The sequence below is a fragment of the Novilysobacter erysipheiresistens genome (assembly GCF_036663935.1).
GTDB lineage: Bacteria > Pseudomonadota > Gammaproteobacteria > Xanthomonadales > Xanthomonadaceae > Novilysobacter > Novilysobacter erysipheiresistens.
The window spans coordinates 414,094-432,043 of record NZ_JAXGFP010000001.1 but is presented as its reverse complement, the minus strand read 5'-3'; the positions used below and the strand labels follow the sequence as shown (position 1 = coordinate 432,043).

Below are 17,950 nucleotides of genomic sequence, written 5' to 3'. Positions count from 1 at the left end.
ACCAACGATGCGACAAGGCATTGCAGGGTAGTCCGCGCCGTCGATGCATCGCAATCGCTTTGCCGCGTTCGCGACGATGACTGCGGTTTAGGCCATAGAATCGGCCCCAACCCATCAAGGAAGCGGACATGGCGCCTACCCCCGATCCCATCCTCGTCGGCAAGGCGGTCACCAGCCCGTCCAGTGGCCAGGTGTTCCTGCAGCCCCGCCTCGGCAACCGCCACGGCCTGGTCGCGGGCGCGACCGGCACCGGCAAGACGGTCACCCTGATGACGCTGGCCGAGGGCTTCTCGCGGATCGGGGTGCCGGTGTTCATGGCCGACGTCAAGGGCGACGTCGCCGGGCTCGCCGTGCCCGGCACGGTCGGTGAAAAACTGCAGGCGCGGATCGAGCAGATCGGCGTCGAGGGTTATGTCAGCGAAGGCAACCCGGTGGTGTTCTGGGACCTGTTCGGCAAACTCGGCCACCCGGTCCGCGCGACCGTCAGCGAGATCGGCCCGACCCTGCTGTCGCGGATGCTGGAGCTCAACGACACCCAGTCCGGCGTGCTCGACATCGCCTTCAAGCTGGCCGACGACCGCGGCCTGCTGCTGCTCGAACTCGACGACCTCCGCGCCCTGCTCAACCTGGTCGCCGAGGAGCGCAAGACGATCTCGACCGAGTACGGCCTGGTCAGCACGCCGTCGATCGGCGCGATCCAGCGTGCATTGCTGCGGCTGGAGTCCGACGGCGGCGAGATGTTCTTCGGCGAGCCGGCGCTGGAACTGTCCGACCTGATGCGGACTACCACCGACGGTCGTGGCGTCATCAACATCCTCGCCGCCGACAGCCTGGTGTTGAAGCCGCGGCTGTATTCGAGCTTCCTGTTGTGGCTGCTGTCGGAGCTGTTCGAGCAGTTGCCCGAAGTCGGCGATCTCGACAAGCCGAAGCTGGTGTTCGTGTTCGACGAGGCCCACCTGTTGTTCGAGGACGCGCCGCCGGCGTTGCAGCAGCGGGTCGAGCAGGTGGTACGGATCATCCGCTCCAAGGGCGTGGGCGTGTATTTCTGCTCGCAGTTCCCCGACGACGTGCCCGACGACATCCTCGGCCAACTGGGCAACCGGGTGCAGCATGCGCTGCGTGCGTTCACCCCGCGCGACCAGAAGGCGGTGCGCACCGCGGCGCAGACCTTCGTGGCCAACCCTGCGCTCGACGTGGCCGAGGCGATCGGCCAGCTCGGGACCGGCGAGGCGCTGGTGTCGACCCTGCAGGACAAGGGCATCCCGATGCCGGTCGAACGCACCCTGGTCGCGCCGCCGCGTTGCCGGATGGGCGCGATCACCGAGGCCGAACGCGCGCAGGTACGGGCGGGCAGCCCGGTCGGGGCGAAGTACGACACCCGCGCCGATCGCGAATCGGCCGAAGAGATGCTGGCGAAGAAAGTCGAGGCGGCGACCGAGAAGGCCGACGCCCCGCCGGCCAAGTCGATCGAGGACGATGATGTCGGGTTCGGCGATGCCATCCGCAACGCCGTGTTCGGCACCAAGCGCCGCCAGGGCATGGTCGAGACCATGGCCAAGCAGACCGCGCGCACCGTCGGCAGCAAGATCGGCCGGCAGATCCTGCGCGGCCTGCTCGGCGGCGTCTTCGGCGGCCGCCGCTGATCGACTCGCGGCTCACCAAGCGCCGCGCACCATCCCCCGTTCCAACCACCGACAGGAGTCAATGCATGACCAAACCGCTGCTCGCCCTCGCCTGCCTCACCGTATTCGCCCTCGCCGCCTGCAAGCCCGAGCCGGCCGAGCCGGCCGTCGAGGTACCGACCGCCGCCGAAACCGCCGCGGTCGACATCACGCCTGCCGGTGAAGCGTTTTCCTCGGACAACGCCGGTTTCGACATGAAGGGCTTCGCCGGCACCTTCAGCGGCACCCTGCCCTGCGCCGACTGCCCCGGCATCGACATCACCCTGGTGCTCAACCCCGACGGCAGCTACGACATCACCGAGGTCTACCAGGACGAGCAAGGGCCGGCGATGGAGATGGACGGCACCTGGACCGTCGAGGCCAACGCCCAGCAGATCCGCCTGGATCCCAACAGCAAGTCCGAGCAGGACCGCCTGTTCGCGATCACCTCGCAACAGCAGATCACCCAGCTCGACCTCGAAGGCAAGCCGGCCGAAAGCGGTCTGGATTACAGCCTGAGCCGGCAGCCGGCGAACTGACGCAGCGCGCCGGACGCGCGCTTCCTGCAATCCGATCCCCGGTCCTCCTCCCGCTCTACCGAGCGATGGCCGGGGATTTTTTTGCCAAGCCGTATCGCCCGCCCGCAGAATGAACGCCTTGTTCAGGGAGCGAATCCGATGCCATCCAGTCCCACGACCATCCCCGTGCCGTTCTGGCAGCGCCTGCGCGCGATCACCCTGTACCCGGTCCGCGGCGCGGCGTTCTACAGCCTGCTGGCGCTGACCCTGGCCAGCCTGCTCGGAATGATCCCGGTGATCGGCTGGCTGGTCTCGATCCTGGTCTGGGTCGGCGCCCACAAGTACGCGTTCGAGATCCTGCGCGCGACCGCCGACGGCCGGATGGAGGCGCCGGAGGTCGTGCTCGGCACCGACGATGGCGTGGTGACCCGGCTGATCGGCATGCAGTTGATCTTCATCGCGGTGATCGTGCTGGCGATGGTGTTCGGCGGCCCGATCATCGGGCTGGCAACGATTGCCCTGATCGCGTTCCTGCAGCCGGGCTGCGTGATGTCGCTGGCGATCGACGGCAGCCTGTCGCACGCGCTCAATCCCGCGACCCCGCTGGGCCTGGTCGAGCGGATCGGCTGGCCCTACCTGGCGGTGTTCGGCCTGCTGTTCGTGATCCAGGCCAGCATGTTCACCGCCGCGGTCTGGCTGGCCGGGGTGATGCCGCCGGTACTCGCCGACCTGGCGGTGACCGCGGTGGCGTTCTGGGCGCTGTTCGCGGCGTTCCACCTGATGGGCTATCTGGTCTACCAGTACCACGAGGTGCTGGGCTACGTGCCCAGCGGCGCCGATGCCCTGCCCGGTCGCCACACGCCTGACGCCGACTTGCTGGCCGAGGCCGAGGGCTACGTCCGCGACGGCCAGCTCGGCACCGCGCTGGAGCTGCTGCGCGGCGAAACCCGCAGTCGCGCGGTCGGCCTGGACACCCACGACCTGTACCACCGCCTGCTGCGCCAGGACGGCAACGCCGCGGCACTGTCGGAGCATGCGCGCGAGTACCTCAACCTGTTGCTGCTGGAGAAGCAGGACCGCCGCGCGCTCGGCCTGCTGCGCGAATCGCTGGATGCCGATCCCGATTTCGTGCCAATGCAGGTGGCGCACGCCGAGCAGTTGGTCGAACGCGCCCGTCTTGCCGGCCAGGGCCAGCTGGTGCTCGACAGCCTGTCGGCGTTGTTGCGGGCGCATCCACGGCATCTGTCGGCGCCGCGCTGGGGGCTGGATGCGGCCTTGCTGATGCTCGAACGCGGCGGTCGCGACGACGACGCCCGCGCGCTGCTCGCGCAAGCGCGCGAACGCTGCGAGGATGACGAGTTGCGGGACAAGATCGAGGCCGCGGCGAAGCTGCTGCCGGCGCCGGTCGAAGCGTAAACAAGATCGGTCCGAGTGTAGGAGCGACGTAAGTCGCGACCGCGCCAGGCCGCCCCTGGCTTGCCACGAGTCCTCCGCGCCGCCGCGCGTTTTGATATCGGCCTGCGTCGAAACGATGTACAGGTCGCGACTCACGTCGCTCCTACACCCCGGAGATCCTGTTGGGGGACGGCTCGATGTCTGCCGTCTACCCTCCCAATTCCACCAGCAAGAACCGCGCCTTCTTCGCCTGCGGCTGCTCCGGGTAGCGTGCCAGCAAAGTCCGAAGAGCCCGTGCGTGTGCTTCGCCGTTGCGTTCACGCCAGCCCAGCGCCAGCCGGAACCACAGTTGCGCCTGCTCTTCGGCATCGACGCCACCGGTCGACATCAACGTCGCCTCTGCCGCCTCCAGTTCACCGGCATCAAGCCAGCGCCGCGCCAGCGCGGTGCGCGCCGTCGGGTCCGGCGCAAGACCGGCGGCGTCCAACTCGGCCAGCACGGTCGCCTGCGCCTGCACCGCTTCCGCATCGAAGCTCTCGATTGCCAGCACTTCGGCACCACGGCGCGCCATCGCCTGCGGGCGCTGGCCATTGCGGGCGACCCGGTACAGCGCCAGGCGGACGTCGAAGCGCCCGGGTTGTTCGCGCGCCAGTTCTTCCAGCAACACTTCCGCCTCGATCAACTGCATCCGGCCGAGACAGGCCTGCGCACGTTGCCAGCGGTCGTCGTCCGCCGCACCGCCATTGGGATCGCGGATGAAGCCGTCGCGAACCTGGCGGGTCGCGACCAGCGTCGCGCCCATCAAAGCGCCGCTGACGATGCCACCGGCGTGGGCGTCGAAGCCGATCCCCAGATGGTCATTCGCCAGCAGGTTCCAGACCTCCCAGCCCAGCCATAGCGGCAGCAGCCAGATCGCAGGCGCGCGGACGTAGTCGAACACCACCCCGATCCAGTAGAAGAACCGCACCGGCTGCCGTCCCCAGACCACGCAGAACGCGCCCATCAACGCCGCCACCGCACCCGACGCGCCCAGCCCGCCGCCGGCCTCGCCCCAACGCCACAGCAGCGATGCGGCGCTGGCGCCGGCCGCACCGAGCAGGTACACGCCGAGGAAGCGGCCGGAGCCGATCGCGCCCTCGACCAGCAGCCCCAGCGCGAGCAGGAACAGCATGTTGCCGACCAGGTGCATCACCCCGCCGTGCAGGAACGCGGCGCTGAGCATCCGCCACGGATCGACTTCGGAACTGCGCAGCAGGTGGCGCAGGGTGAATACCTGCTCGAGCTGCGCGTCGTACTCTGCGCGCAGCGGCCGCCAGGCCTCGAAGTCGCCAGGATCCTCGAACAATTCGCCCGAACGCAGCGCCGTGGTGAACGCGACATCGGTCAGCGTGCTCCCGGCCACGTATTCCGGCTGCGACGACTCCGGCACCCGTTCGAATTCCCGCAGCGCGTCGACCTGGCTGGTGTCGAGCAGGTGGCGCTCGTAGGCCGGGACCTCATAACGCCCGAGATCCGATTGCAGGTAGTACTGCTGCGCGCGTTCCATCGCCGCCTCGTCGCTGCCCTGCCAGCCGAAGAACACCAGAACGTTGACCACGATCAGCAGCGCGGTCACCAATGGAAAGGTCGCGCGGGTCAGCGGGCGGTGCAGTGGCAGGATCAGCATGAAAGGCGACAATGGCGAGCAGCGCGCAAGGGTCGACGATCCGGCGGCTCGCGCGCAAGTTCGCATCCAGATCGATGGAGTCCCGATGGGCCGCTGGCGTCCCCCTGCAGAACAGAGCACCGCGCTGATCACCCGCGACGGCCACGCCCGGCTCAAGGCCGAGCTGGACGAGTTGTGGCGGGTGAAGCGCCCCGAGGTGGTGAGGGCGCTCGCCGCCGCCGCGGCCGAGGGCGACCGTTCGGAGAACGCCGAGTACACCTATCGCAAGAAGCAGCTCGGTGAGATCGACCGCCGCGTGCGCTATCTCAGCAAGCGGCTGCCGGCGTTGCGCGTGGTCGAGGCGGCGCCGTCGGACCCGAGCGCGGTGTTCTTCGGCGCGACGGTCGAGGTCGAGGATGCGGTCAGCGGCGAGACCAGCCGTTACCGCATCGTCGGCCCGGACGAGACCGACGCCAAATTGGGCTGGATCAGCATCGATTCGCCACTGGCGCGGGCGATGCTGAAGAAGCGGCTGGATGACGAGTTCGAGGCGCAGTTACCCGGTGGACCGCGGCAGTTCGTGATCGCCGCCGTCGACTATCCGTTGTAGGAGGGTCTTCAGGCCCGACCGCGAAGCTCGCCAACGACGTCGGTGGAAGCTGCGGGGAAACCGATTCCACGATCGCGGCTGAAGCCGCTCCTACAAGAGCCCGGGATCGATCCGCGCATCGCGACCAGCAGAGCCCCGCCGTCAATCCTCGAACGCGACCTCGCCGAACAGGTCGTGCTCGTCGCTGCCCATGATCTCGACGTCGCAGAAATCGCCCGGCTTGAGGCCGGCGAAGTAGCCGTTCTGGATCTGCACCAGGCCGTCGATCTCCGGCGCGTCGGCCATCGAACGCGCGATCGCCAGCTCGCCGTCGATCGCATCGACGATGCAGCGCTGCACGCTGCCAACCTTGGCCTCCAGCTTGGCGGCGGAGATTTCCGCCTGCCGCTCCATGAAACGCGCCAGCCGCTCCTGCTTGACGTCCTCCGGCACCGGGTCGGGCAGTTCGTTGGCCTTCGCCCCTTCGACCGGCGAATAAGCGAACGCGCCGACTCGGTCCAGTTGCGCCTCGTCGAGGAAGTCGAGCAGCTCCTCGAACTCGGCCTCGGTCTCGCCGGGAAAACCGACGATGAAGGTCGAGCGGATTGTTATGTCGGGCGCGATAGCGCGCCAGCGCTGGATCCGCTCCAAAGTCTTGTCGACCGCGCCGGGCCGTTTCATCAGCTTCAGCACGCGCGGACTGGCGTGCTGGAACGGGATGTCGAGGTACGGCAGGATCTTGCCCTCGGCCATCAGCGGGATGATGTCGTCGACGTGCGGGTACGGGTAGACGTAGTGCAACCGCGTCCACAAACCCAGCTCGCCGAGCCCTTCGCACAGCGCCTTCATCCGGGTCTGGTAGGCCTTGCCGCGCCACTCGCGCTCGGCGTAGCGCACGTCGACGCCGTAGGCCGAGGTGTCCTGCGAGATCACCAGCAATTCCCTGACCCCGCCCATCGCGAGCTTCTCGGCCTCGCGCAGGACCTGGTCGACCGGGCGGGAGACGAGATCGCCGCGCATCGACGGGATGATGCAGAAGCTGCAGCGGTGGTTGCAGCCTTCGGAAATCTTCAGGTAGGCGTAGTGCTTCGGGGTCAGCTTGATTCCGGTATCCGGGACCAAGCTGATGAACGGGTCGTGCTTCGGCGGCAGCGCCTTGTGCACCGCACCGAGCACGCTGTCGTAATCCTGTGGACCGCTGATCGACAGCACGCCGGGGTGAGCCTCGCGGATCACCTCCTCGCGTTTGCCGAGGCAACCGGTGACGATGACCTTGCCGTTCTCGGCCATCGCCTCGCCGATCGCGTCGAGCGACTCGGCCACCGCCGAATCGATGAAGCCGCAGGTGTTGACCACCACCACATCGGCATCGTCGTAGCTCGGCACCAGGTCGTACCCCTCGACCCGCAACTGGGTCAGGATCCGCTCGGAGTCGACCAGCGCCTTGGGGCAGCCGAGGCTGACGAAGCCGACCTTGGGACTCCCGCCCTTCGGTGTGGCGACCACGGGGTTGCCGGCCTTGGCGGTTTTGGACGGAAGCGGATGCAGGGACATTGAATAACCAGGTTGCGAGGGTTTGCCGGACCACGCGCAACACGCCCGCACACGGAGTGCGGGCCACGGGCGGGCGGCGGGGCGCGAATTATATCGCGGGCGCTAGAATCGACCCGGAAACCGGCGACGCCAAGCTGAACGAAACCATGACCCACTGGATCGACATCGAGACCCCGCAAGGACCCGTCCGCGGCTGGCGCGCCGACCCGGGTGGTCCATCGCGCGGCGCGGTGCTGGTGATCCAGGAGATCTTCGGACTCAATCCGCATATCCGCCGGGTCACCGAACGGTTTGCCGAGGCGGGCTTCGTCGCGCTGGCGCCGGCGCTGTTCGACCCGGTCGAGCGCGGCCTGGAACTGGGCTACGACAAACCTGACTTCGAGCGCGGCCGGGCGCTGGTCAAGGCACTGGGCACCGAGCGTGCGATCGATGTACTGGACAGCGCCGCGACCCGCCTGCAGCGCGAGGGCCTGCGCGTCGGTGCGGTCGGCTTCTGCTGGGGCGGCAGCCTCGCGTTGCTGTGCAACACCCGGCTAGGGCTGCCGGCGGTCAGCTATTACGGCGCGCGGAGCCTGCCGTTCCTCGATGAAACCACCCACGCATCGATGATGTTCCACTTCGGCGGCCGCGATGCCAGCATCCCACCCGAGGACGTCGAGCTACACCGTCGCAGGCATCCGCACGCACGTATCCACGTCTATCCGGCGGCGGGCCACGCGTTCAACCGCGACGTCGACATCCATTCGTTCGAGCCGGCCAGCGCGGCCCTGGCCTGGCGACGCAGCATCGATTTCCTGACGGAGAGCCTGAGATGAGCAACCCCATTCAAGGCTGGCACCTGCACCCGCAATTGGCCGACGACACCCACCCGGTCGCCCAACTGCCGCTGTGCGAGCTGCGCCTGATGGACGACGCCAACCATCCGTGGCTGATCCTGGTGCCGCGGGTCGAGGACGCGGTGGAATGGACCGACCTCGACGAGGCCAGCCAGCTCCAGCTCAACGCCGAGATCAACCAGGCCTGCCGCGCCCTGCAGGTGTTCCGCCCGTACAAGCTCAACATCGCCGCGCTCGGTAACCTGGTGTCGCAATTGCATGTGCATGTGATCGCGCGTTTCGAGGACGACATCGCCTGGCCTCGGCCGGTCTGGGGCACGGCTACCGCCAAACCCTACTCGCCGGAGTCGCTGATCGAGCGGATCAAGCGCCTGCAAGCCGCGCTGGCCGGCTGATCGACCAAACATCATTCCTTCCCACCGGAGAACCCCATGCGTCAACTGCTGCTCGCCACCCTGCTCGCCACCTGCGCCAGCCTCGTCCCCGCCCACGCCGGGCTGTTCGACAAGAAGCCCGAGGATGCGGCGCGCGAGGCGTCACAGGCCGGGATGAGCGCAACCACGGTATGGGTCGACGCCAGCTGGGGGTTCCGCAACCAGGGCGCCGCCAACGAACTCAGCCGTACCCACCAGGTCTTCGCAGGCTACGGCTACAAGGTGGTCGGGGTCGAGCCGTATATCGAGAATAACGACCTGCAGGGCTTCTTCGTGACCTACCAGAAGCCCTGATGCCCGCCGTAGGAGCGACGTAAGTCGCGACCTGTACATCAATCCAACGTTCGGCGGGTCGCGACTACGTCGCTCCTACAAGTGCATATACCGCCTAGGTGCGCGGCAAGGTCACGCCGCGCTGGCCCTGGTACTTGCCGCCGCGGTCCTTGTAGGAGGTCTCGCAGACGTCATCGGCATCGGCCTGGAAGAAGAGCATCTGCGCCACGCCCTCGTTGGCGTAGATGCGCGCCGGCAGCGGCGTGGTGTTGGAGAACTCCAGGGTCACGTGGCCTTCCCACTCCGGCTCCAGCGGGGTCACGTTGACGATGATCCCGCAGCGCGCGTAGGTGCTCTTGCCCAGGCACACCACCAGGGTGTCGCGCGGGATGCGGAAGAACTCCACGGTGCGCGCCAGCGCGAACGAATTCGGCGGGATGATGCACTCGTCCGCTTCGATGTCGACGAAGCTCTTCGGGTCGAAATGCTTGGGATCGACGATCGTCGAGTTGATGTTGGTGAACACCTTGAACTCGCGCGAGCAGCGGACGTCGTAGCCGTAACTGCTGGTGCCGTAGCTGACGATGCGCTCGTCATCGGCCCCGCCCTTGTCGGAGAACTTGACCTGGCCGGCCTCGAACGGCTCGATCATGCCGTGCTGCGTCGCCATCTCGCGGATCCAGCGGTCGGACTTGATGCTCATTCAGTGCTCGCTATTGGGTTTGCGGGTGCCTTGGCCGCCGGATTGTAAACGCTGGCGCCGCAGCGGTGCCGGGCAAGCCCCGTCCTACAACAGCGCGGCCGAGATCGACGGGGTGACCCGCGGCCGCTGCGCCAGCCGCACCGCCAGCCGCCGCGCGGTGTCGCGGTAGGCCTTCGCGGCGGACGAACCCGGCTGCGCCAGCACCACCGGCGTACCGGCATCGCCCTGCTCGCGGATCGCCAGCTCCAGCGGCAGGCTGCCCAGCAATGGCACGTCGTACTGCGCCGCCATGCGCTGGCCGCCGCCCTCGCCGAACACGTGCTCGCCGTGACCGCAATTCGAGCACACATGCACCGCCATGTTCTCGACCAGGCCCAGGACCGGCACCTGCACCTTCTCGAACATCTTCAGCGCCTTCCGGGCGTCCAGCGTCGCCACGTCCTGCGGGGTGGTGACGATGACCGCGCCGGCCACCGGGATCTTCTGCGCCAAGGTCAGCTGGATGTCGCCGGTGCCCGGCGGCAGGTCGACGATCAAATAATCGAGCTCGCTCCAGCGGGTCTCGTTGAGCAACTGGGTCAACGCCGAGGTCGCCATCGGCCCGCGCCAGATCATCGGCGTGTCCTGCTCGACCAGGAACCCGATCGACATCGCCTCGATCCCGTGCGCGCGCATCGGCTCGATGGTCTTGCCATCGGGGCTGTCGGGCTTGCCGGCCAGGCCGAGCATCATCGGCACGCTGGGGCCGTAGACATCGGCGTCCAGCACGCCGACTTTCGCGCCGTCGGCAGCGAGTGCCAACGCAAGGTTGACCGCGGTGGTCGACTTGCCGACCCCGCCCTTGCCCGAGCCGACCGCGATCAGGTTGCGGACGTTGGTCAGCGGGCTGAGGTTGGGCTGCACCGCATGGGAGTTAATGCGCTGCTGCAGCTCCAGCCGCGCCAATCCCAGGTCGTGTTGCTGCAGCAAGGCCGTCAGTGCCGCATGCAATTCGTCGCGCAGGCCGGCAACCGGCAGGCCGAGGGTGATCGAAACCGCCACGCTGGTCCCGTCCACCGCCACGCGGACGCGCGCGCCAGTCGACTCGAGCGTGGAATCGGTACCGGGAACGGGCAAGAGGGCAATTCGCTGTTGCAGCTGTTCGGTGGGCATGGCGACGCAATATGTGGGGGCCGCCCATTGTCGCAGCCCCGCGCCGCAACGGCCGAATGGACCCGCCGCACGTCCGGATTGCGACCCGTTTCACCACCCTGAACGGCGGCACGGCAATCCTCTGGCCCGCCTTGGTGGATACGGTATAAAGAGGCCAGCGCGCCCACCGACGGTGCGGCGCGACCACGCCTCAACCCTGGAGGGGACCATGCGCAAACTGCTTACCCTGTTCGCCCTGCCACTGCTGGCCCTGTCGTTTTCCGCGTTCGCGCAGGAAACCCCGGTCGGCACCTGGACGACGATCGACGATGAAACCGGCAAGGCCAAGTCGACCGTGGAAATCTACGAGACCCGCAACGGCAGTCTCGCCGGCCGCGTGGTCGAGGTGATGAACTCCGACCAGGGCGACAACCCTGTCTGCAAGGAATGCGAAGGCGAGCGCAAGGACAAGCCGATCGAGGGCATGGTGATCCTGTGGGGCGCCAAGCAGGACGGCGACGCGTGGAAGGGCGGCAAGATCCTCGACCCGGCCAGTGGCAAGGTCTACTCGCTGAAGATGGAACCGGTCGAAGGCGGCGCGAAACTCGAAGTCCGCGGCTTCATGGGCTTCTCGTTGCTGGGCCGGACCCAGACCTGGGTTCGTCAGTAACTTTCGTCAGTAGGCTCGGCAACCGGCGCCGCCAACCCGCGCCCGCTGTCTCCGCAACGGCCCGCCTCGCGCGGGCCGTTGCCATTTGCGGCCATGCGATAATCGCCCGTTCCGCCGCCATCCCCACGCCCATGCCCCGCGAGCTCGTCGTCACCTGCGCCCTGCCCTATGCCAACGGTCCGCTACACCTGGGCCACCTGGTCGGCTACATCCAGGGCGACATCTTCGCGCGCGCGCAGCGACTGGCCGGGCACACCGCGCACTTCGTCTGCGCCGACGATACCCACGGCACCCCGATCATGCTCGCCGCCGAGAAGGCCGGGATGACCCCGGAGGCTTACATCGCCGGCATCCAGGCCAGCCATGAGCGCGACTTCGCCGACTTCGGCGTTGCCTTCGACCATTACGACTCGACCCACTCGCCGCGCAACCGCGCGCTGACCGAGGCGATCTACGCCAAGCTCGACAACAACGGCCACATCAAGCGCCGCTCGGTCGCCCAGCTGTACGACCCGGTCAAGGGCATGTTCCTGCCCGACCGCTTCGTCAAGGGCATCTGCCCGAACTGCGGCACTCCCGACCAGTACGGCGACAACTGCGAGCACTGCGGCGCGACCTACGCCCCGACCGAGCTGAAGGAGCCGCGCTCGGTGGTCAGCGGCGCCGAACCGGAGTTGCGTGAGTCGGAGCACTTTTTCTTCGAGGTCGGCGGCTTCGAGGATTTCCTGCGCGAGTGGCTGGCCGGCGATGTCGCCGCACCCGGGGTCAAGGCCAAGCTGCGCGAATGGCTCGACGCCGAGGGCGGCCTGCGCGCCTGGGACATCTCGCGCGACGCGCCCTACTTCGGGTTCGAGATCCCCGGCCATCCCGGCAAGTATCTGTACGTCTGGATCGACGCGCCGATCGGCTACCTGTCGAGCTTCCAGGCGCTGTGCGAGCGCGAGGGACTGGACTTCTTCAGCTATCTCACCCACGACAGCGATGCCGAGCTGCACCACTTCATCGGCAAGGACATCGTCAATTTCCACGGCCTGTTCTGGCCGGCGGTGCTGCACGGCGCCGGCTTCCGCGCGCCGACCCGGCTGCACGTCAACGGCTACCTGACCGTCGACGGCGCCAAGATGTCGAAGTCGCGCGGCACCTTCGTGATGGCGCGCAGCTATCTCGACGCCGGGCTGGAGCCGGAAGCGCTGCGTTATTACTTCGCGACCAAGACCTCAGGCGGCGTCGACGACCTCGACCTCAACCTCGGCGATTTCGTCGCCCGGGTGAATTCCGACCTGGTCGGCAAGTTCGTCAACCTCGCCAGCCGTTGCGCCGGTTTCATCAGCAAGCGCTTCGACGGCCAGTTGGCTGAGGTGTTGCCGGACCTGGCGATGTATGCGCGCTTCGTCGAGCAACTGGCGCCGATCGCCTCGGCCTACCAGCGCAACGAGGCCGCGACCGCGCTGCGCCTGACGATGGCGCTGGCCGACGAGGCCAACCGCTACATCGACGACCGCAAGCCGTGGGTGATTGCGAAGCAGGAAGGCGCCGACGCTGAACTGCAGGCGGTCTGCACCCAGGGCCTGAACTTGTTCCGCATCCTCAACGCCGCGCTGAAGCCGGTGCTGCCGCGGGTGAGCGCGCAGGCCGAGGCGTTCCTTGCCGCGCCGGTCGCGCACTGGGATGACCTCGCCGCGCCGCTGACCGCACAGCGTATCGACGCCTACACGCCGCTGTTCACCCGGATCGACCCGAAACTGATTGAAGCCATGACCGAAGCGAGCAAGAAATCCATGAAGCCTGCCGACACCGCTGCGGCCCTTGTAGGAGCGTCTTCAGCCGCGAAGCCCGGCGCCGCGGATGTCGGGGTTTCGATCGCGGCTAAAGCCGCTCCTACAGAAAGCGGAGACGCGACCCCCACCATCGGTATCGACGACTTCGCCAAGCTCGACCTGCGCATCGGCAAGGTGCTGGCCTGCGAGTTCGTCGAGGGCTCGGACAAGCTGCTGCGCTTCCTGCTCGATGCCGGCGAACTCGGCCAGCGCCAGATCTTCTCCGGCATCCGGGCCTCCTACCCCGAACCGGACAAGCTGATCGGTCGCAACGTCGTGTTCATCGCCAACCTTGCCCCACGCAAGATGCGTTTCGGCCTCAGCGAGGGGATGATCCTGTCGGCCGGCTTCGACGCCAGCGCGCTCGCCCTGCTCGATGCCGACTCCGGCGCCCAGGCCGGGATGCCGGTGCGCTGACAACCGCGCAATGTACGACCTGATCGAACGCCTCGACCGCCTGCTGCCGCAGACCCAGTGCGGCCAGTGCGGCTACCCGGGCTGCCGGCCGTATGCCGAAGCGATGGCGGCTGGCGAGGCAGGCACCGATCACTGCCCACCCGGCGGCGACGCGGGTGCCCGGGCCCTGGCGCAGTTGCTCGGCACGGCGCCGCAGCCGTACGACCGCAGCCGCGGCGAGCACAAGCCGGCGCAGGTCGCGCTGGTGGTCGAGGCCGACTGCATCGGCTGCACCAAGTGCATCCAGGCCTGCCCGGTCGACGCGATCATCGGCGGTGCCAAGCACATGCACACGGTGATCGAGCCGCTGTGCACCGGTTGCGAGCTGTGCGTGCCGGCGTGTCCGGTGGATTGCATCGTGCTGGTGCCACAGGGGGGTGATGCGAATCCTCCGATGTAGGAGCGACGTAAGTCGCGAACCGTACATCGCCCCGAACGTTCGCCGGGTCGCGACTCACGTCGCTCCTACAACGCACCCCACGCGCCGCGCACCGGCTCCATCAATCGTCGACGACCGCAACCTCGCACGCCGAACAGATCCGCTCGACCGCGTACCCTTCGTCGCGCAGCATCGCCACCACGCCGTCCTCGCCAAGCAGGTGCAACGCACCCACCACCACCAGCATGTCATCGCCGGTGTAGTCGTCGAGCATCGCCTGCAACTTCGGCAACCACGCCTCGTTGCGCTCGACATTGACGATGCGATAGGTCTCCGGGGTCTGTTCCAGCATCTCCACGCGGGTCAGCTGGTCAAGGCGCTCGATGTCACCAGCGCGCCACGCCTGGTGGAGCTTGGCCAGCACTCCCGGCATGTCCCGAGGGCGATCGATGAACTCGGCCAGGCCGATCACCTGCTCGTCCATCGGCGTCGCATCGAGCGCGCGCAACTGGTCGTCGAAGGTCTCCAGGCCGGCGGTCGGTTTGCCGGCGGCCTCGGCCCGCGCCATCAGGTGCCGATCCAGCCCCTGCTCGGCGCTGAAACCGAGCGACTGCGACAGCCCCATCAGCAATGACAGGTTGACGAACCACGGCTCGTAACCCTCGAACTGGGCGATCGTGCCGCCTTGGCGCGCGATCAATTGCTGCAGTTGCTCGCGCATGCGCGGCGACAGCACGTCCGACAGGCCGCGGTCGTCGTCGTAGGCGGCCGCCTCAAGGAAGCGCTGGCCGGTGGTCGGGTCGAGCAGCGCCTCCGGCGGGATTTCGAACACGACCTTTTCGGCCGCGGCGAATGCGCGGTCGATATCGGCCGACAGTGGATAGTCGCCATCCTTGAGCAGGTGGAACGAGCCCAGCAGGTAGAGCGCGTTGTCGCCGTCGGACACCTTCCACAGCAACGGCACCGGCGGCACGTGGGCGGCCGGCTCGACCACCGCCTGCACCGCGCCAACCGGGCCGCCGACCGCAGCCGAGGCCGCGGACGCCACCGCCAGTAGCGACGCCAGCAGCGCCTTGGTCACCTGCATCGACAACTCCTAGTGGCCGTAGGCCTTCTCGCCGGCGGTGATCGCCAGGTCGAGGCGGTTCTCCAGCGGCGGCAACGGACAGGTCGCGAACGCGGTGAATGCGCAGGGCGGGTTGTAGGCGTGATTGAAGTCGACAGTCACGCGACCGTCTGCATCCGGGCGCGGAACGTACAGGAAGCGTCCGGCGCCGTAGCTGCCATGCCCACTGGTGCGGTCGGCGAACACCAGGAACAGCTCCCCACCGCCCTCGTCCAGCGCCTCGATCCGATACGTGACGCCCTCGCGCTCGAACTCGATCGCGCCCGGGTTGGACACCTGCTCAAAGGTGCCGATGATGTTGGCGACCTCCATGGTCTGCCCCGGCGGGTTGGCGACGAATGCGCCGTCGATCTGCCAGTCCGGGTCGGCCGGCCAGTAATCGAGGCCACTGAAACCGGTGCGGGTCGGCGCATCGGCGTGGCGCACGCGCAGGGCGTAACGCTCGCCGCGCTTGATCACCGTGGCGACCCCTTTGCCGTCATCGAAGCCCAGCTCGCTCGGGCCGGCCGGGTCGTCGTCGGCGCGCAATGCGGTGGCGCCGGCCAGCGGCTCGCCATCGAGGGTCAGCGCCAGGCCCTTCTCCGGAACGAAGCGCAGGGCCTCGCCGTCGAGTTCCAGCATGCCCATGTGCTCGGGACCGACGGTCAACTGGATGCCGTTGTCGGTATCGCTGCCAAGGTAATGCGAGCCCGGCCCGATCCAGTGCAGGCCGGTCAGGCTGGCCCAGCCGTCGGGCGCGAGCAGCCCGCTGCGGCGCTGCTCGCGCCAGGCGTCCTGCTGGGTGTTGAAGGCGATCATTTCGGCAGACATCTGGGCATCCTTGATGGCATTGGACGGGGTATCGCCACCGCAACCGGCGAGCGCAACTGCAACCGCGACACCCAGCACGGGCACGCACAGCAGCATGGAGAGGGTCTTCAACTTCGGCGGTTTCGCCATCAACGTCCTCGCAGGAACCAGCGGTCGATCTCGGGAAGGGTGAACCGTGCCCAGGTCGGACGGCCGTGGTTGCACTGGCCGGAGCGTTCGGTCGCTTCCATTTCGCGCAACAGGGCGTTCATTTCCGGCAGGGTCAGGCGGCGGTTGGCGCGCACGGCGCCGTGGCAGGCCATGGTCGACAGCAGTTCGTCGCGGGCGGCGGCCACGCGCAGCGATTCGCCGTGTTCGCGCAGGTCGGCCAGTACGTCGCGCAGCAGCGCTTCGACGTCGCCGTGAGCGAGTAGCGCCGGCACGCTGCGCAGGGTCAGCGACTGCGGGCCGGAGCGGGTCAGCTCGAAACCGAGTGCATCGAGCGTCGCTGATTCGCGCTCGGCGACATCGGCCTCGCGTTCAGACACCGCGAGGGTGGCCGGCACCAGCAGCGGCTGGGTGCGCAGGCCTTCGCCGTCGTGCGCGGCCTTGAGCTTCTCGTAGCCGATGCGCTCGTGGGCGGCGTGCATGTCGACCACGATCATGCCTTCCCGCGCTTCGGCGAGGATGTAGATGCCGTGCAGTTGCGCGATCGCGTAACCCAATGGCGGCAGGCTGGCGTCGTCGGTGTCGGGCAGCGATGGGCGTTCGGCGAGGGCGACTCCCGCATCGCCGGCGTCGACGGCCGTCGTCGCAGGTGCAACCGCTCCGTACAACGCGGCGTAGCCGTTGCGGGTTTCGGCGACCTGCAGGCCCAGCGGCGCCTGCGGCGGGGTCCAGTGGTAGCCGGAGGGATGTTGCGGAGGTGCCACCCCCTCGCCCTGCCCGTGCGTCGGGGTCGAACCGGCGCGGGTCTCGGCCAGCGCCGCCTGCAGCGTGCGGTAGACGAAGTCGTGGATCAGCCGCGAGTCGCGGAACCGCACCTCGTGCTTGGCCGGATGCACGTTGACATCGACCCGGCGCGGATCGAGTTCGAGGAACAGTACGTACGCCGGCTGGCGGCCATGGAACAGCACGTCGGCGTAGGCCTGCTTGACCGCGTGGGCAACGCTGCGGTCGCGGATCGCGCGGCCGTTGCAGTACAGGTACTGCTGGTCGGCGCTGGCGCGGTTGTACGACGGCTGCGCGATCCAGCCGTGCAGGCGCAGCCCGGCACCCTCGTGGTCGACGTGCAGGGCGTTGCGGGCGAACTCCTCGCCCAGGGTCTCGTGCAGGCGCACGTCCGACAGCAGGTCGCTGTCGCCCTTCCAACGCCGCGACGGCTTGCCGTTGTGCGACATCCGCAGTTCGACGTCGGGCCGCGCCAGCGCAAGCTGGCGCAACCACTCCTCGATGTGGCCGAGTTCGGTGCGCTCGGCGCGCAGAAACTTGCGCCGCGCCGGCACGTTGAAGAACAGGTCGCGGACCTCGACCGTGGTGCCCTGCGGGTGCGGCCGTGGTGCCACCTCGCCGACCCGCCCGCCTTCGACCTCGATCGTCGCGCCGTGCCCGTCGTCGGCGCGCCGCGAGCTCATCGCGAAGCGGCTGACCGAGGCGATCGACGGCAATGCCTCGCCACGGAAGCCAAGCGTGGCAACGCCCTCGAGGTCGTCGAGTGAGGCGATCTTGCTGGTGGCGTGGCGCGAGATCGCCAGCGGCAACTGCTCCGGGGCGATGCCAGCGCCGTCGTCGCGGATCCGGATCAGGCGTACTCCGCCCTCCTCCAGGTCGATGTCGATCCGCAGCGCGCCGGCGTCCAGCGCATTCTCGACCAGTTCCTTGACCACCGAGGCCGGGCGCTCGACCACTTCGCCCGCGGCGATCTGGTTGATCAGGGTGTCGGGGAGTTGGCGGATCGGCACGGCGGCGTGGACG

Annotated in this window: 17 protein-coding genes; 10 read left to right on the top strand and 7 right to left on the bottom strand. The window is 68.0% G+C overall.

Annotated features, from left to right (window positions below; translation table 11 throughout):
* Positions 1 to 128: 128 nt before the first annotated feature.
* From SNE34_RS02200 to SNE34_RS02190, 3 genes are all read left to right on the top strand, one after another.
* Positions 129 to 1,643, top strand: coding sequence for a helicase HerA-like domain-containing protein (locus tag SNE34_RS02200; RefSeq protein ID WP_332614272.1), 1,515 nt, complete (start codon positions 129 to 131; stop codon positions 1,641 to 1,643).
* A gap of 65 nt (positions 1,644 to 1,708) precedes the next feature.
* The gene (locus tag SNE34_RS02195; RefSeq protein WP_332614270.1) at positions 1,709 to 2,200 is read left to right on the top strand and encodes a copper resistance protein NlpE; all 492 of its coding nucleotides are present in this window, start codon (positions 1,709 to 1,711) and stop codon (positions 2,198 to 2,200) included.
* Positions 2,201 to 2,338: 138 nt separating this feature from the next.
* Entirely contained in the window at positions 2,339 to 3,595 is a 1,257-nt protein-coding gene (locus SNE34_RS02190; protein WP_332614268.1) for a hypothetical protein, read from the top strand.
* 187 nt (positions 3,596 to 3,782) lie between these two features.
* On the opposite strand, the gene SNE34_RS02185 is transcribed toward SNE34_RS02190, so the two are convergent.
* Complete coding sequence (locus SNE34_RS02185) at positions 3,783 to 5,240, bottom strand: rhomboid family intramembrane serine protease (protein ID WP_332614266.1); 1,458 nt, start codon at positions 5,238 to 5,240, stop codon at positions 3,783 to 3,785.
* A gap of 85 nt (positions 5,241 to 5,325) precedes the next feature.
* Here SNE34_RS02185 and greB point away from each other — a divergent pair, with 85 nt between their 5' ends.
* Positions 5,326 to 5,829 (top strand): transcription elongation factor GreB, encoded by a 504-nt coding sequence (greB, locus tag SNE34_RS02180; protein ID WP_332614614.1) that lies wholly within the window; start codon positions 5,326 to 5,328, stop codon positions 5,827 to 5,829.
* Positions 5,830 to 5,970: 141 nt separating this feature from the next.
* On the opposite strand, the gene rimO is transcribed toward greB, so the two are convergent.
* Entirely contained in the window at positions 5,971 to 7,362 is a 1,392-nt protein-coding gene (gene rimO, locus SNE34_RS02175; RefSeq protein ID WP_332614264.1) for a 30S ribosomal protein S12 methylthiotransferase RimO, read from the bottom strand.
* Between the two features lie 146 nt (positions 7,363 to 7,508).
* Here rimO and SNE34_RS02170 point away from each other — a divergent pair, with 146 nt between their 5' ends.
* The 3 genes from SNE34_RS02170 to SNE34_RS02160 are packed head-to-tail and all read left to right on the top strand — an operon-like array spanning position 7,509 to position 8,926.
* On the top strand, positions 7,509 to 8,177 hold the full coding sequence (locus SNE34_RS02170; RefSeq protein ID WP_332614262.1) for a dienelactone hydrolase family protein: 669 nt from the start codon (positions 7,509 to 7,511) through the stop codon (positions 8,175 to 8,177).
* Positions 8,174 to 8,593 carry an HIT domain-containing protein gene (locus SNE34_RS02165; RefSeq protein ID WP_332614260.1) on the top strand — a complete coding sequence of 140 codons (420 nt, stop codon included), beginning with the start codon at positions 8,174 to 8,176 and terminating at the stop codon, positions 8,591 to 8,593. The genes SNE34_RS02170 and SNE34_RS02165 overlap by 4 nt, the downstream gene beginning before the upstream one ends.
* A gap of 36 nt (positions 8,594 to 8,629) precedes the next feature.
* A complete protein-coding gene (locus SNE34_RS02160; RefSeq protein ID WP_332614259.1) occupies positions 8,630 to 8,926 on the top strand; it encodes a hypothetical protein in 297 nt (98 codons plus the stop codon).
* A gap of 94 nt (positions 8,927 to 9,020) precedes the next feature.
* Here the strand turns inward: SNE34_RS02160 and dcd are convergent, their stop codons facing one another.
* Both dcd and apbC read right to left on the bottom strand, forming a co-directional pair.
* Complete coding sequence (gene dcd, locus SNE34_RS02155; RefSeq protein WP_332614257.1) at positions 9,021 to 9,608, bottom strand: dCTP deaminase; 588 nt, start codon at positions 9,606 to 9,608, stop codon at positions 9,021 to 9,023.
* A gap of 84 nt (positions 9,609 to 9,692) precedes the next feature.
* Positions 9,693 to 10,760 carry an iron-sulfur cluster carrier protein ApbC gene (gene apbC / locus SNE34_RS02150; protein WP_332614255.1) on the bottom strand — a complete coding sequence of 356 codons (1,068 nt, stop codon included), beginning with the start codon at positions 10,758 to 10,760 and terminating at the stop codon, positions 9,693 to 9,695.
* A gap of 208 nt (positions 10,761 to 10,968) precedes the next feature.
* Between apbC and SNE34_RS02145 the strand changes: the two genes are divergently transcribed.
* The 3 genes from SNE34_RS02145 to rnfB all read left to right on the top strand — a co-directional run bounded on the left by SNE34_RS02145 (position 10,969) and on the right by rnfB (position 14,082).
* Positions 10,969 to 11,409, top strand: coding sequence for a DUF2147 domain-containing protein (locus SNE34_RS02145; protein WP_332614253.1), 441 nt, complete (start codon positions 10,969 to 10,971; stop codon positions 11,407 to 11,409).
* Positions 11,410 to 11,540: 131 nt separating this feature from the next.
* On the top strand, positions 11,541 to 13,643 hold the full coding sequence (gene metG, locus SNE34_RS02140; protein ID WP_332614252.1) for a methionine--tRNA ligase: 2,103 nt from the start codon (positions 11,541 to 11,543) through the stop codon (positions 13,641 to 13,643).
* Entirely contained in the window at positions 13,603 to 14,082 is a 480-nt protein-coding gene (gene rnfB, locus SNE34_RS02135) for an Rnf electron transport complex subunit RnfB (RefSeq protein WP_425604428.1), read from the top strand. Before metG ends, rnfB begins: the two co-directional genes overlap by 41 nt.
* Before the next feature lie 100 nt (positions 14,083 to 14,182).
* Here the strand turns inward: rnfB and SNE34_RS02130 are convergent, their stop codons facing one another.
* Genes SNE34_RS02130 through mutL form a run of 3 tightly spaced genes read right to left on the bottom strand, consistent with a single transcriptional unit; the run spans position 14,183 to position 17,937 of the window.
* On the bottom strand, positions 14,183 to 15,148 hold the full coding sequence (locus SNE34_RS02130) for a TraB/GumN family protein (RefSeq protein WP_332614248.1): 966 nt from the start codon (positions 15,146 to 15,148) through the stop codon (positions 14,183 to 14,185).
* Positions 15,149 to 15,157: 9 nt separating this feature from the next.
* The gene (locus SNE34_RS02125; protein WP_332614612.1) at positions 15,158 to 16,093 is read right to left on the bottom strand and encodes a DUF1684 domain-containing protein; all 936 of its coding nucleotides are present in this window, start codon (positions 16,091 to 16,093) and stop codon (positions 15,158 to 15,160) included.
* A 32-nt stretch (positions 16,094 to 16,125) separates the two neighbouring features.
* The gene (gene mutL / locus SNE34_RS02120) at positions 16,126 to 17,937 is read right to left on the bottom strand and encodes a DNA mismatch repair endonuclease MutL (protein ID WP_332614245.1); all 1,812 of its coding nucleotides are present in this window, start codon (positions 17,935 to 17,937) and stop codon (positions 16,126 to 16,128) included.
* Positions 17,938 to 17,950 lie beyond the last annotated feature (13 nt).